General features: G+C 43.8%; 15 protein-coding genes. 5 read left to right on the top strand and 10 right to left on the bottom strand.

Annotated features, from left to right (window positions below; all coding sequences use genetic code 11):
* The first annotated feature begins 222 nt into the window (after positions 1-222).
* Positions 223-1302, top strand: a complete 1080-nt coding sequence (locus H1D31_RS02055) for a Fic family protein (protein WP_065955351.1) — start codon at positions 223-225, stop codon at positions 1300-1302.
* Positions 1303-1703: 401 nt separating this feature from the next.
* Entirely contained in the window at positions 1704-3020 is a 1317-nt protein-coding gene (locus tag H1D31_RS02050; RefSeq protein WP_261255563.1) for an integrase family protein, read from the top strand.
* Positions 3021-3248: 228 nt separating this feature from the next.
* Here H1D31_RS02050 and H1D31_RS02045 read toward each other — a convergent pair whose 3' ends face one another.
* From H1D31_RS02045 to H1D31_RS02020, 6 genes are all read right to left on the bottom strand, one after another.
* Positions 3249-3770, bottom strand: a complete 522-nt coding sequence (locus H1D31_RS02045) for an NUDIX hydrolase (RefSeq protein ID WP_409976774.1) — start codon at positions 3768-3770, stop codon at positions 3249-3251.
* 65 nt (positions 3771-3835) lie between these two features.
* Positions 3836-4690, bottom strand: a complete 855-nt coding sequence (locus H1D31_RS02040) for a universal stress protein (RefSeq protein ID WP_261255559.1) — start codon at positions 4688-4690, stop codon at positions 3836-3838.
* Positions 4691-4700: 10 nt separating this feature from the next.
* Entirely contained in the window at positions 4701-6185 is a 1485-nt protein-coding gene (locus H1D31_RS02035; RefSeq protein WP_261255556.1) for a SulP family inorganic anion transporter, read from the bottom strand.
* Between the two features lie 651 nt (positions 6186-6836).
* Positions 6837-7658: a replication initiator protein A gene (locus H1D31_RS02030; protein ID WP_261255554.1), complete on the bottom strand. Its 822-nt coding sequence runs from the start codon at positions 7656-7658 to the stop codon at positions 6837-6839.
* Positions 7659-7673: 15 nt separating this feature from the next.
* Complete coding sequence (locus H1D31_RS02025; protein WP_261255552.1) at positions 7674-7871, bottom strand: helix-turn-helix transcriptional regulator; 198 nt, start codon at positions 7869-7871, stop codon at positions 7674-7676.
* Between the two features lie 199 nt (positions 7872-8070).
* Positions 8071-8448 carry a hypothetical protein gene (locus H1D31_RS02020; protein ID WP_261255549.1) on the bottom strand — a complete coding sequence of 126 codons (378 nt, stop codon included), beginning with the start codon at positions 8446-8448 and terminating at the stop codon, positions 8071-8073.
* Between the two features lie 291 nt (positions 8449-8739).
* On the opposite strand from H1D31_RS02020, the gene H1D31_RS02015 reads away from it, so the two are divergent.
* Positions 8740-9573: a hypothetical protein gene (locus tag H1D31_RS02015; protein WP_261255547.1), complete on the top strand. Its 834-nt coding sequence runs from the start codon at positions 8740-8742 to the stop codon at positions 9571-9573.
* Between the two features lie 45 nt (positions 9574-9618).
* Here the strand turns inward: H1D31_RS02015 and H1D31_RS02010 are convergent, their stop codons facing one another.
* Together H1D31_RS02010 and H1D31_RS02005 are read right to left on the bottom strand one after the other, a co-directional pair.
* On the bottom strand, positions 9619-10458 hold the full coding sequence (locus tag H1D31_RS02010; RefSeq protein WP_261255545.1) for a tyrosine-type recombinase/integrase: 840 nt from the start codon (positions 10456-10458) through the stop codon (positions 9619-9621).
* A 34-nt stretch (positions 10459-10492) separates the two neighbouring features.
* A complete protein-coding gene (locus H1D31_RS02005) occupies positions 10493-10717 on the bottom strand; it encodes a hypothetical protein (protein ID WP_134057943.1) in 225 nt (74 codons plus the stop codon).
* Between the two features lie 642 nt (positions 10718-11359).
* Here H1D31_RS02005 and H1D31_RS02000 point away from each other — a divergent pair.
* Together H1D31_RS02000 and H1D31_RS01995 are read left to right on the top strand one after the other, a co-directional pair.
* Positions 11360-11734: a hypothetical protein gene (locus H1D31_RS02000; RefSeq protein ID WP_134057941.1), complete on the top strand. Its 375-nt coding sequence runs from the start codon at positions 11360-11362 to the stop codon at positions 11732-11734.
* Positions 11735-11773: 39 nt separating this feature from the next.
* The gene (locus H1D31_RS01995; protein WP_261255540.1) at positions 11774-12601 is read left to right on the top strand and encodes an HNH endonuclease; all 828 of its coding nucleotides are present in this window, start codon (positions 11774-11776) and stop codon (positions 12599-12601) included.
* A gap of 46 nt (positions 12602-12647) precedes the next feature.
* Here the strand turns inward: H1D31_RS01995 and H1D31_RS01990 are convergent, their stop codons facing one another.
* Both H1D31_RS01990 and H1D31_RS01985 read right to left on the bottom strand, forming a co-directional pair.
* Positions 12648-13343 carry a hypothetical protein gene (locus H1D31_RS01990; protein ID WP_261255537.1) on the bottom strand — a complete coding sequence of 232 codons (696 nt, stop codon included), beginning with the start codon at positions 13341-13343 and terminating at the stop codon, positions 12648-12650.
* Positions 13344-13346: 3 nt separating this feature from the next.
* Positions 13347-14180 (bottom strand): hypothetical protein, encoded by an 834-nt coding sequence (locus H1D31_RS01985; RefSeq protein ID WP_261255535.1) that lies wholly within the window; start codon positions 14178-14180, stop codon positions 13347-13349.

The raw sequence follows: 14180 nt of genomic DNA, 5'->3' as shown, positions 1-14180 counted from the left end.
AGGTTTGAGATTCGCCAAGTGGTTTTTTGTGCGTAAGCTCGTTGGACCAGGTGCTTTCGGAGTTAAGCGAGGCTATGTGAGGGAGCAATATGCTTGAAGCCGTTGCTATCGAAATTTATGTATAGCTTCTTCTATTTTTTATACATTTAGATTACGTTATGTATAAGTTTTGCGTTTTTCTATGTATATTGCTCACCACAAGATTAGAAAAAGCGATTTTCTATGCATAATAACTTACCTCAGTTACCACTGGCAGATATAGCTATTTGGGAAACCCGCAATGTGCTGAAAAAAGCGGCTGAAGCCCATCGTTATCTGGCAGAGCTTAAAGGGGTAGCTGCCAGTATCCCGAATGAAGCCATCTTAATTAACACTCTCGCCTTGCAAGAAGCGAAAGACAGCTCGGAGGTGGAGAATATTGTCACCACCCATGATGAGCTTTACAAAGCCAACTTGTTTGAAGAAGCGTTAACCAATCCGGCAACCAAAGAAGTGCAAGACTATGCTTTCGCACTGAAACAAGCTTTTGTTACCGTCAGGCAAACTGGCTTAATCCGGCTGGATGATATTTTAGCCGTACAGCAACAGTTAGAGCATAATCAGGCGGGTTTACGCCGTTTACCCGGCACAGCACTAAAAAATGCCCGTACCGGTGAAGTAGTGTATACACCGCCACAACATGCTAATGAGATCAGCCAGCTTATGGCTAACTTAGTGCAGTATATCAATGACGATAGCCTTTGTGACGCGGATCCACTGGTTAAGATGGCACTGATCCACCATCAGTTTGAAAGTATTCACCCGTTTTACGATGGCAATGGCCGTACCGGGCGCATTATCAATATTCTGTACTTGGTGGCGAAAGGCTTACTCAACCTGCCGGTATTGTATTTAAGCCGTTTTATTATTACGCATAAAGCTGATTACTACATACAATTGCAGCAGGTGCGTGAAACAGGTAACTGGGAGCCTTGGCTGTTGTATATGCTGGACGGTATTACGGTAACTGCTCAAGATACCATCAACCTGATCACCAATATCAAAATCTTGATGCAAGATGTAAAACACCGGTTGCGCGAGCAGCTACCGAAAATTTATCGCCAGGGGCTATTAAATAATCTGTTTTCTCATCCTTATACCAAGATCGAATTTCTGGTGGAGGAGTTAAGTGTGAGCCGTATTACGGCGACGAAGTATCTGGAGTTGCTGGTTGAGCATGGGTTTTTACAGAAACAAAAAATAGGCCGTGGCAATTACTATATTAACCAGCCATTGTGTGAGCTATTAACAGCGCACGGCTAAAACGGATTGCCAATTGCCAGAAGCCTTATGAAGATGAATGCAGAAATCACATTAAAGTGATAACGGTAAAGAACGCATTACTAGAGCTCAGTGTAAGTTTAAGTTAGCCTATAAAGCCATGACAGAGGGCGCGACAGCAAAGTTATAAAGCTTTTACGCTATTGATTTTTCTGAAGTAAATCAGGGGAGATGGTGGCCCCAGCTGGACTCGAACCAGCGACCGATCGATTATGAGGCCTTCTAAGGCGGTTTACTGCTGTTTACTGATTGAAATAGACTTTTACTAAATTACATAGCTAATTCAGCAGCTTATTGCTTGGTTAGCTACCTTTGATGCATAAATGCGTTGCAAAACAACGCCGTCGATTTTGCATTGAAAGTAGCACAGAGGTAGCACCGCTATGACCAGAACCAACCACATTCGCTTTACCGAAGCTGAAATTTCAGCCTTACCCGTTACCGAAAAACGCACCCGTTGGCACGATACCCAGATGCCAGGCTTAGTGCTCGATGTCACCACCGGTAAAAAGGCCTTCCGTGTTTATAAAAAGCTGGCTGGCAGGGCAACCCCGTTATCAGTGACACTTGGTGATTTTCCGGCATTAACTGTAGAAAGCGCCCGTCGTTTGGCGCGAAAAGCGATGGCGGATATGGCTGATGGTATCAACCCAAATGACAGCAAGCGTCAGTTTCGCGCCGCTTCAGTTAAGCTGTCTGAAGTATTCCAGCGTTTCCTTGAGCAGCGTGATTTAAAAGACACCACTTTGCGCGGCTATCAGCAATTGATGAAATGCTACCTCGCTGATTGGCAGCAAAAGCGGATGGCCGATATCAGCGAAGATATGGTGTACAAGCGTCATCAAAAGCTTAGCCAGTCGAGCAGGGCGCAAGCCGATTACACCATGCGCACGCTGCGAGCCTTATTTAATTTTGCCAAAGCTGAATATAAAGACTCGGCCAACCGCACTTTATTTCCGGTAAATCCGGTTGTGGTGTTATCTGAAAAACGTGCCTGGAATAATGTGGCTCGTCGCCAGACAAGGCTGCGGCCATCCCAATTAAAGCCGTTTCTGCAAGCAATAAATACACTGCGCGATGAAGCGATAGCCTACCGGCAAGACTTTACGGTCGCAGTTTGTGATTATGTTGAGTTTACTGCTTATACCGGCTTACGCCGTACTGAGTTGTTAGAACTGAAGTGGCAGGATGTTTATCTTAAAGACGAACTGTTTATTCTTCGGGATACCAAAAACCATGATGATCTTGAATTGCCGATTACCGCGCCTTTAAAAGCCATTCTGCTGCGACGTAAGGAATACAAGGTAACGGACTTCGTATTCGGGGCTAATAATCGCTTAGGCCGCATTACAGAGCCTAAAAAGGTGATTCAAAAGATCAACGAGCAGGCAGGTATCAGCTTTACACTGCATGACCTGCGGCGAACTTACTGTTCAATTGCGGAGAGCTTGGGTATTGGCACCTATACCATTAAGCGGTTACTAAACCATAAAACGGGGCGTAACGATGTAACCGGCGGCTACACCATACTGACAGCCGAAGAACTACGTGAACCTGTTGAACGCATCGCTCAAAAAATTATGCAGTATGCAGGTTTGGTCGAACAGAAAAAAGAAACCGATATTGTTGGTTTTAAAAGCTTAGTTTCTGGTTTTACCAAGGAGCAAAAGTTGGCTTTGCTGGCTGAGTTGATGGGGTAAACCGTGACAAGAGGGGTATGCTATTTGCCCCTTTTGTAACAAATGATGAATCGCTACCAAATTTGCTAACTTTACTGCGACTGCAAAGAGCGGATAGTGGAAGTATCAGATTTGAGGTTAATATCCCAAATCTGCTACTAAACGTTGATGAAATTAGGCCATTTTGGAGTCTATTCATTTTGATGTACTATCTCTAATCCCGCCTTTAGCAGATTAGTTTTCAATGCTCTAACCGATTAAATACTCATTTACAATAGCTTCAAGAAGCAGTGTTTCACGTACAATTGATAAACCTGTAGAATCAGACTCGTTTGCCATGACTGCCCTGTTATGTGAGATGGCATCGTATATGTTCATCCAGCACACTTGCATACCATTGGCATGCTCGTATTCTTCCAGATCTGGTATTCCGAGTTCGCTGTCTATCTGGCATACATAGCAATATGAACGCATAAACATCACATCAATGCCATTGCGATACCATGGCCTGTATTCATCGACCATACCAAACTCTGCCAATATACGGATATTATGTGCGCCGGTTTCTTCCCGTAGTTCTCGGACAAGCGCATCCTTCAGTGTTTCACCTTCATCTACACCACCACCGGGCAGGCTGTAATCATTATAACGGCGGGTATAAAGAAGTAATATTTGCTCACCTTCAAGCACAATCGCTCGGGTTGAGACACGTTCAGCAAGTTTGTGCTCCGGTTGTGTTTTAATATGTTGCAGGCGGCTAATCAAACGCATAGCAGGTTGAGTTTCCATTTGGTTGCCAAATAAACAGGCCCAGTAATGTACCGGGCCTCACACCATTACCTCAGAATCAATAAGCTACACTTCGCCCTGCTTATCATCGCGGTGGTAGTGCTGCCAACAATAAACTGGCGGATACGTGAGTGGCCGTAGGCCCCCATAACCAGTAAATCAATATTGTGCTGCTGCTGGTACTGATGCAGTACGGTTTCTGGCTCGCCACCGACTATAGCCACTGCTGTATCAAAACCAGCGTTACGTAGAATCGTTGCGGCGCTGGCCATTTGAGCTTCAGTCGCTGCGGTATTGGCACCGGCCATTACCAGGTGCACCGGTAAGCCTTTACCCAACGGGCTGGCCGCTAGCATTTCCAGTCCTTTAAGCGCGGTGGCGCTACCGTCATAGGCCAGCATTATGCTTTTCGGCTCAGTGTATATTTGCTGGGTTAGTAAGATGGGTTTATGCAGTGTGCGGATAACACGCTCAACATGAAGGCCAATATGACCATGAGCATCGGCACTGCTAAAGCCACGCTTACCCAATACCAACAGGCGTGTCTCTTCCTCCAGCTCAGCTAAAGTTTCTACAAGCTCGCCGTGGCGCAAGCGTTCGTCTACGCTAATGACTCCAGCCGCTTCTGCACGTGCCTTGGCAGCATCCAGCATAATACGACCGCTTTCCAGCGCAAGTTTCCCATGCTTTTCGTCAAGCTCTGCTAATTGCGCTAAGAGTGCCTCTTGGCTGCCTAAACCAATACTTCCACTAAGGTCAGTTGTTACTGCCTTGGCTGCTTTATCCAGTACATGAATCACCGACATGGCAACATTTAACCTTTTTGCTGCCCACGCTGCATAGTCACATACCGCTTCGGCATAGGGTGAGGCGTCAATACACGCCAGTACTTTTCTGCTCATGTTGGCTCTCCTAATGGCCCATCAGTTTTTCAACTGCATCTGGTTGGTTATGTACAGCAAACTTGTCTACTAAAGTTGCGCTGGCCTCGTTTAATCCAACCAGCTCTACTTGTGTACCTTCACGGCGAAACTTCAGCACTACTTTGTCGAGGGAGCTTACTGCGGTGATATCCCAGAAATGTGTTTTGCTTAAATCAATCGTGACTTTTTCCACAGCTTCTTTAAAGTCAAAAGCGGCAACAAACTGTTCGCTAGAACTAAAGAACACCTGTCCCACAACGCTGTACGTTCGCTGGTGGCCATCCTTTGACAGACTAGAGCCGATATACAATATTTGCCCCACTTTATTGGCAAAAAACAGTGCACTCAACAACACGCCTACTAAAACGCCATACGCGAGGTTATGTGTAAATACTACGACGATTACAGTAGCTATCATCACTAACGAGGAACTTTTGGGGTTCTTCGTCAAATCTTTAATTGATCCCCAGCTAAAAGTACCTATAGATACCATAATCATTACCGCAACTAATGCCGCCATTGGGATCATGCCGACCCATGTATCTAAAAACACCACCATAATTAATAAGATGACACCAGCCAGTAACGCAGATAAACGGGTACGACCACCAGATTTAACGTTAATAATCGACTGACCAATCATCGCGCAACCGGCCATGCCGCCAATTAAGCCTGAGCCAATATTGGCGACACCCTGGCCAACACATTCGCGGTTTTTATCACTTGAGGTATCGGTTAAATCATCAACAATAGTGGCGGTCATTAACGACTCTAAAATGCCCACTACTGCGAGTGCCAACGCATAAGGGAAGATAATTTGCAGGGTTTCAAAGTTAAGCGGCACGTCCGGCCACAAGAAAATTGGCAAGCTGTCCGGCAGTTCGCCCATATCAGCTACGGTACGGATATCCATACCAAAATAAAACGCCAGTGCGGTTAATACCACGATACATACCAGCGGTGACGGTATGGTTTTGGTAACATATGGAAAAAGGTAAATTATTGCCAATCCTAGAGCTGTCATACCATACACGGTAGTAGTGCCATAAGTGCCACTAAGCTCAGGCAATTGCGCCATAAAGATCAGAATCGCTAATGCATTAACAAAGCCGGTCACCACAGACCGCGATACAAATCGCATTAAATCACCCAATTTAAACAGGCCAAATACAATTTGAATAACACCGGTCAATAAGGTGGCGGCTAACAGGTATTCCAAACCATGTTGCTTTACTAAAGTGACCATCAACAAGGCCATCGCGCCGGTGGCTGCTGAGATCATGCCCGGTCGGGCACCAGTAAAAGCGATAATTACACAGATAGCGAATGACGCATACAAGCCGACTTTAGGGTCAACACCAGCGATGATGGAAAAAGCAATGGCTTCAGGAATAAGGGCAAGTGCCACAACAATAGCAGCCAGAACATCGCCTCTAAGGTTAGAGAACCAGTTCTGCTGAATAGATTTCAACATAAAACATCCAATGAGTTAAATTAAACGGTAATAACTGGGACAACACAGCATAAATTGCACTTAAAGTTGCGCCTTTTGTAGCAATGGCTCCCAACTCTCAACTTTACTAGCAATTTTAATGTGTTATCTAATTACACCGGCCCATCCTCATTGAAATAATTGTACTAAATCAAAATTTAAGCGCAAAAGTATAAAGCTTTTCGGCTGGCATTGCCAGAAAGCTAATGCTCCAGATACCCAAATTGAAGTTTTATCAAAAATTGGGGGGATACACTAAATAGCTACTAAATGCTTAGACATCCCATATCTTGCTGAGGTTGTATTCGATCTTATGCACGAACTTCCGCTTCTGTCACTAAGCGTCGTTGACTGCAGTGACTATTTGTCGATATTGCAAACAATACAAAAACCTGGCTCTGGGGGCATTAATAATAAGTTATTTTTCTTTTTAGTGATAAAGAGTTACAAAATCTTGCTTCTATAATCGTTCTAAGAGTGTAAGTCTTGCCAAGTAAGCCTTGGAAGGTAAATTTTTCTTCATAATCACAGAGTAGGGATTTCCAAAAGTACGATAAAAATTCCCAAAAGTACGTGGCTATCCACTCCTAAAAGTACGATGGTTTTTACAGGTTTCCCACTGGCTATACACAGCTAGCTTTGATCTGTATCTGCAACGCCGCTTACAGTGGGCTGTTCTGATTTTTGCAAAGTTTTGCTGATGTGAAGAATCGATTTGTTAAGGGTTAAAGTGAAATGCTCAAGGTTCCACGTTTGTGTGAGTTCACGTATGACACAACGGAATTTAGCCACAGAGCTGCCACTTCCAACTAATCTATGTAGGTTGCTGACAGAGATTTTTCCTTTTGGGTAAATCCCTCCACATTTTTGTTGGCAGATTTCGTAAATTCTGCGATGCAAAGGTCGAGATAACTCAAAGTAAGTGCTATGCAAGTCTAGTACTATGCCTTTATGGGCGCATTCGAGTAGCCATTCAGGCAGTGTTACCTCAATATAGTTAGCTGCTGACGTTTTGATATATCGGTATTCTGTGATAAGCCGAGCCTCTGTGGGCAGACTAATCCCTTTCACTGTCAAATTTGTGGTTATTCGGGTGTTGTTAAGTCTCTGAAGCGACTTTTCAAGGTCTTTATAGTCTTTACCTGTTGTACCTTTGCCTATTGTGGTTAAAAAGTCGTATGCGGTAAACGATGCGATATTGCCTGTTTCATAGGAGTTATTAAGCTTGACCATCAGCTGGCTTAGGCAAAACACCAGAATGGCTTTGTCCTTGATCGTGGCTCTGCCTATGGAATTTTTTATAGTATTTATCTCTAAGTACAGCCCCTTATAATAAATAATTGCGTCATTGGTAGCTTTTCCATCTAATGCAAACACAGGTAGCATCAGCGAAAACAGATCAGATTTCAGTTTGTACGGCCAGGTTAGATCGCACTGATAAACTGCATTATTCATTGCGCGCTATCTGAATCAATTTCGAGGTTGGGCTTTAACCCAAGCTTCAAACTCTGAGACAGAAAACAGCAAGCGTCCGTTAATTCGAATGTAAGGTGGAATAGGGTAGCGATCAGCTGATTTTTTGTTATGGTTGATATGGTTGTACAGTGTTTGTTTTGATACATGCAGCAAAGCTGCAATTTCTTCGATTCGATAAAACATTGGTTTCATAAAGCACCCAGCCTAAAGGGATGACGACGTCAATATTTATCTATTTTTCATAAATCCTGAGGAAAAGCAGAAACAACCTAGGGTCAATTTAGGGGAGGTTTTTCAGATTAGCAGTTACAAACCCTTGGTAGAGGTTGACTAAAAATTTGGCATGCCAAATTTTCCTGCAGATCTACAGCTTTAAGTGACAGCTTGGTGCTTAGTGGCGGGTGGTATTTGAGAAACCGGATTGGCTCCAGTCGCAAAGCTGGATCAGCCATTTACTGATGGCTTGTAAACGTTCCTGAGCATTGCCTTTAGCAGCGAAGGTCAGGTCAGTACTGCGCGCCGCAAATTGAGTGAAGGTTTCAGTCAGGATATCCCAACACTCTTCTTGTTCGTTGCTAACCTGAAAAGCAAAGGCTTTCTGGCTGAACAAATCGTAAAATAGTTGCTCTTCAGTCTCGTAAGATTCTGCCAGCTCAAAACCTAACGGTTCACAGTATTTCTCGATACCAGCAATACGGTTCTGTAGCTCGATAATAGCCGGTATAAGTGGCCTTAACTCTACTATCTGATAAAGATTGTCAGTGTTCATCTACTCTCCAGGATTACAAAATGGCAAGCCGCGTTCCTTGAAAAGGAATTTGGCATGCCAAATTTTTTGCTAAGAACTTCTTAGTATTTGAGTCTCATTTATACTAAGAATATCTTAGCTTTCAAGGTTTTTTTGGCAAGAAACATGCTCAGTTACAGCAAATATCATTGTCCAAAGTGATGGTGTCACTGTTGGCGATCTGAAAGTGCACTGAAAAATTTTATTCAGATACGGACACTGATTTCATAGTCAGTTAGGCTCCTTAACAAGTTAATTAACAGGAGTCATTAAATGACACTTCCCAAAGATAGCCCGAGCAACTTCTGCAAAGCATTTATTCAGCGAGAGCTTAACAGTTATAGAGAAAAACGAATTTGGATGAGTTACTGGCCAACAATGGAGAGTATGATTCAGCGAGCGAATGAGCTAATTCAGCCCTTTGAAGAGTTGGTTGGAGAGTTTGGATATATGGATATGATGGAACAAGCGCCGCCCAACAACTCATACCTATGGCTGACTCTAGAGCATATTTGGTGCAGCATCGATTACAGCAAGAAAGATGTGGTACAGGCAAGAGTTGACCTCAAGGAACTTAGAGAGCTACAGCAAGATATCGTAAATCTTGCCCTCAATTTATCCGGTAAATTAAAGAGGCAATCCGATCTGTATGAAAAGTCGGGATTTTCAAAATCAGACTATCAATTTATCGGTGATTTACTTGGGTTAGCATGCAAAGATAATTATTTATATCAGACTCATGTGTCTGAAAAAATAGAAGCGCTAACGTATCAATATGATTTGAAGTACTGGCCTGATGTGTCTGATTTAGTCGCAGCGATTGCTGAATTTGAGAAAGAGCAACCAGAGCCTGCCCATTCTCAGTATCCTGAGCAAGTGATTAATGGTCGAGAGTCGGATATTAAAGACTTCGTACTGGCATTTGACAGCAAATTTGATGAGCCCAATGGATTGCCAAAAAAATTTCGTTTTAGCAATAACGCAATGGCAGACATCATCAACGTTGTTCTTGATTTACCAGTGGCAAAGCTTGCTACAGGTGATGCAGTTCGAGTCGTACGTAACAGATCAAATAAATTTAAGCGTGGGTACGTCTCAACCAATTAGAGGGAAATGCTCGCCGCAGAAAGATAGAATTTGGCATGCCAAATTCTATCTAAGGTACGTTTCGGTAATCTCTGGTCTGAAATGCCCCATTTCCTGTGAAACGGTTTCCAACGCTACAACTCTGGTTAAACCTTGCATTTGCAACTCGTACATCCGCTGTTGGGCGTAGCTATGGCGTAAGCCATGAGCGCCGCGTGACCAGCCTAATGCTCGCTTAGATGCTGCGCTAAATGAGTTTGACCAGCGCTGGCCACCAGCAATATTGTATCGGCTTAGGTAGTTAATATCCCGGTCGCGCACCGTAATCGGCTGCGTTCTGCGGTGTAACTCCAACTCTTCAGCTAGTTTGCTCGGCAAGAGCACCTGGCGGATCAGGCCACCTTTACCTTGCACCGTATATAAAACACCATCACGTCCGGCCCATTTGTGCTCGTTGGCAGGTCGCTTGTCTGCTGACCGTTCGTTGCAGCGTGCCAGTGTTAGTAGCTCGTGAGCACGTAAACCAGCAGCGTAGCTTAGCTGAGTAGCCAGTGAATTTGACGCTAGTTGTTTACCAGCAACAATCTCCACTTGCCGCTCAGAGTAAGCGCGGGATTTTAGAACTTGTTGTTGTTCAGATTTTATAACCGGTAGACGGGAATTTTCTGGTAGCGCCTTACTGACATGATGGAGCATTTTTTGTAGCGCTTGGCGCTCAAGATCCAGCGTTTTCTGCCCAACAAACTGGCCGCGTAGCTCCAGGTAAGTAATCGCATCATCTATCGACATTGCCCTTAGGCTCGGCAGCTTCATTTGTTGGCAGTAGTCGGCGATAGTGGTTAACGCCTGCTCATAGTTACGCACTGAGCCGACTGATTTAACCACATCGCCTTGCAGCTGTTTCATTACAGCTGCAGCTTGTTTGGCTGGCTTGGCGAATTTAGCCACGGTTATCTAACCAGCGTTTAACGGTAGTCCAGGCTACCGAAATGCGTTTGGCTTTAAGCCAACGCTGCAATTCGGCAACAGTTGCGCCTTCTTCATGCATTGTTACCAGTTCGCCACGGTAGGCATTTAGCCTTGAGTTTTTAAACCGCTTTTGCCGGAGTTCTCGGGTTTCAGCTTTTAACTTGGCCAGTTCTGTTTCAACATCAAATTTAGTCATTGCAAATACCTGTCAGGGAATAGGGTTGTAGAGTTGTAAGAACTAACTGACTGGATTGCTCCAGTTCAGCGGCAATTAAGCCTATTCGCCCCGAGTGTTTAGATAAACCGGCCGGACTGATCACGCCGTACATAAGGAAAACGCTAAAGGAAAACGCGGCGATTAAACGCGTTAATATAGTGGGATTTAAATGATTGCCCTGATGGGTGACATATTGCAGGCAGCCAGAAGCGCCTTTCTTGATGTTGGGCATAAGCCCGAGTTACGCTTAAAGTCTAGTCGTTTTGGATTTTCGTTGCAATCTGCAATTAAAAATCTGCGTGTAATTGCTCTATGCTGCGCCAGACGCTGTGTACAGCCATGTTAATGAGCGTTGTACACAGCGTCTGGCGCAGCCAGTCAAAAAAAGGGAGGCACTTGCTCATGATGCCTACCTTAAATCTTTTGTTGCTACTTTGGGAATTTGGCATGCCAAATTTTTTGCTTGCGGCTTTGCTGGGTACACCGAAAAAAAGCCTGTGAAAATTGGGGGTAGCTTTTCGCTGAACTGTGTTGTCGCCTTCGCTTAGACTCTGGTTAACATAAATTTGGCATGCCAAATTTTTCAGGCGTTAAATAAATAACGGTAATTAGGTTTTCAGCATGGCAAGAGTCGCATCAACCAAAATAGACGTTCAAGATTTGGAATACGTAATTGAGTACCTGCTGGTGTTTACTTTCTCACGCCGTGCCTACAGCAGCGATACCACAATCACAAAGGGCAAAAATCGGGTTAAATTACTACAAGCTGCGCTGAAGTTGGAAAAAGCCATGCTGGAACTACGTGATCAGGAATACCTGGATGCGGTAGATCGCGTTTGTGTCGATATTGAAGGCATCACAGCAGCAACGCTTAGCCTTGCTGACATCCAGAAATTACGTACTTCCATCCGGCAAAAACGTTATAAAAATGACGGTTATAGCAGGGTGCATTATGAGTATTTAAGTACCATGTCGTATATTAATGCACGTAGTTAGTTATCCAGTAATCATGCTCTTTTTTATTTGGAGTCTCGCATGTTCAACACCTTAAACATGGCACCGAAGGAAAAATTTGATTCAATAGGCAAATGCATTTATTGCCATTCAGCATCAGACGCATTATCGGAAGAGCACATCATACCGTATGGTTTAAACGGCAATTTCGTCCTTTCAGAAGCGTCTTGTAAAGTATGTGCTGCGATAACTTCAAAGTTCGAAGAAAAAGTTCTCAAAGGATTTATGGAAAAAGGTCGCCAGGCACTTGGTTTGAAGACAAGGCGCAGAAGTAAGCGTAAGCCAACGCCAAATAAATTGAAGTTCAAACTGCCAGACGGTGTGTGGTCGGAAGAGATTGAATTCGACGAAAATATCACTTTTATGCACTTACCTTGCTTCGTAACGCCTATAGGCCTTGGGGGGAAATCAAATAATGATAACCCTGCAAGTATCGATATCTTTGCTGTAGATACTATGCATTTGGGTGGCATGGTTGGTGTTTTGGAGCAGAAAAATATACCTGCAGTTCAGCAAATAGAAAAACTCGATATTTGGTCTTTTGTTCGTATGCTGGCCAAAATTGGGCATAGCTATCATGTTGCTATGAGAGGCGAATTCCCTCTAAGCGAAAGTCCCGTTGTTAATATTGCATTGGGTAAAAGCGACCATGCGAAACATTGGATAGGTTGTCTTGAAGAGCATCCGCTAACAAAGGTTGGCAGTAAAGCACTGCACTTGATGGATATAACAGACTTGCAAGGAGCCAATGGCAGCATAGCTACAGTGGTTAGAATTAAGTTTTTTGATCCTGTTAAAGGGCCAACTTATGCTGTTGTCACCAGAGTCATTTTAGGTAACAAAAAGTGAGCTCATAAAAAAAATTCTCCATTTTATTACCTGTGAGAACGCTGGTTTACTCTCTGTTGGTTTCTATTGCCTTATCTACTATTGCTTGTCGCGAAAAGTCGTTAATCGATTCACGTTGTTTGTCTGCAGCTTTTTTTACTATGCCATACTCACCCGTAGACAATTCAACACCAACCTCAATAGGTCTGTTGTTAAAAAATATGAAGAATATGATACTCAACACAACCGACGAGACCACTATTCCTCCGATTTCTTTGCTGGTAGTTGAGTGCTTCACGTCAGTCATTTTTGCAGTGTTTGATGTAAGGATTTCGATCATGAAAAAAACAAAAGCAAAAAATATTGCTTGGCCTGTGAGGTAGATGTACTCAGAATTTTTCCATAAGAACAATAGCGTGGAAAGGCTCATGCCTATTAATATGCTATAAATCGGTGGGCAAAACCCCGAAATTCTCACACTTAGATGGTGAGCGAAAGATCTCAATATTTTTGCGAAACACCTGTTACCTAATAAATGATAAAGGGCAATAATTATAATTTGGGCAATAATGAGTGTGAAAATTGAGCTTAACGGTAAATGGTCATTGAGCAGCTTGTCAAACTGACCTCTGTTGGCCCAATATGGCAAGTAGGTAAATGCTTCTAAGAGTACACCGCACACAAGCCCAAATGGGATGAAAAATGCTATGTCATTGAATTTTATATTTTTATTTGAAGTTGGCTTGTTCGGTAATTTAGTCATATTTTAAATTTTATTTTCAATTCGGGAAAATGCTTCATTGTTTTCAGTAATGCTAATATTTAGATGATTCAATATTTTTTGCTGGGCATTCTCCGCATCTTTCTGCCAGGATTTTTCGCTGGCATTATCAACACGATGCTTAAAACCAATCGTCAGGTAAAACTTGCTGCTAAGCGGCAGGCAGTAAAAGTCTGTCCGGGTTGGGTGCCGGTCGTATTTTTCCTGATAAAACACCCACTCAAAGCCTTGTAGGGTAATCAGCTTTGCCGGCTGCAGCGGCGGATAGCCATAATTATTGATTCGGCCCTGTAGCTCGTCGCGGTAGCGCTCTTCAGTGAATGGCGAACCTCTGGATGCACGAAGCTCAGCATATTCTTTCAACTCTGACTCAATTTCGGTATTTCGGCCAAGGCCATATTCGCCCTCCGCGCCAATAGCAACAGAGTTGTAATGCTGATCATGCTCGTTAATCACATGCTGGGCTAGCGTATGGCGGTCGAGCGCATCAATACCCTCTGGCACTTTCTTTAACCAGACGTTTAACCATAGCCAGCCGTATTCACCGCCATCAAAACGTAGCAGCGGGGCCAAGTAACACCAACCCTCAGTATGTATCGGGACATATTTGTGCTGATCTTTCTGTTGCTGGTGTTGCTCAAACCAGCCATTAGAGCGAAACGGGCAATTCACCTGCTTTGGTGGCTCGGCAGAGCCAATATTGGAGTAGGGCAGTGTGAGCTGAAGAGAAAACTCTTCCAGCAAAAAACTGGGCTTTTGCAGGCGGTTGAAATCGGGTCCACCGGCAAAGCCTTTAAGCCAATTTAGGAATAATTTCAC

It is taken from the genome of Alishewanella sp. BS5-314, from assembly GCF_025377695.1.
In the GTDB taxonomy this organism is placed as follows: Bacteria; Pseudomonadota; Gammaproteobacteria; order Enterobacterales; family Alteromonadaceae; genus Alishewanella; species Alishewanella aestuarii.
This window is presented reverse-complemented; position numbering and strand designations above follow the sequence as displayed.